1 rRNA gene is annotated in these 318 nt (G+C 41.5%); it reads left to right on the forward strand.

What is annotated here, in order from left to right:
* Window positions 1-203 precede the first annotated feature (203 nt).
* Window positions 204-318: ribosomal RNA gene (locus tag QYG89_RS17210) — 23S ribosomal RNA — on the forward strand; the annotation flags it as partial.

Genomic DNA, 318 nt, shown 5'->3' on the forward strand with positions numbered 1-318 from the left:
GGAATATGTGAACGGTGAAGGTGTACGCCTTACCTACTAGCAGAAGAGAACGATGTTCTCACAGACGAATTAACGGCATTGTTTTTTGTTCAGTTTTGAAGGATGAATTCCTTCTATATATAAGTAATATCTATTGTTCTTTGAAAACTGGATAATATCGTATAAAAGTAACCAAGCAATAAAACCGAGTAATCGCCATTTTAGGTTAAGTTAGAAAGGGCGCACGGTGGATGCCTTGGCACTAGGAGCCGAAGAAGGACGGGACTAACTCCGATATGCTCCGGGGAGCTGTAAGTAAGCATTGATCCGGAGATTTCC

The organism is Bacillus lumedeiriae (genome assembly GCF_044891285.1).
GTDB lineage: Bacteria > Bacillota > Bacilli > Bacillales > Domibacillaceae > Pseudobacillus > Pseudobacillus lumedeiriae.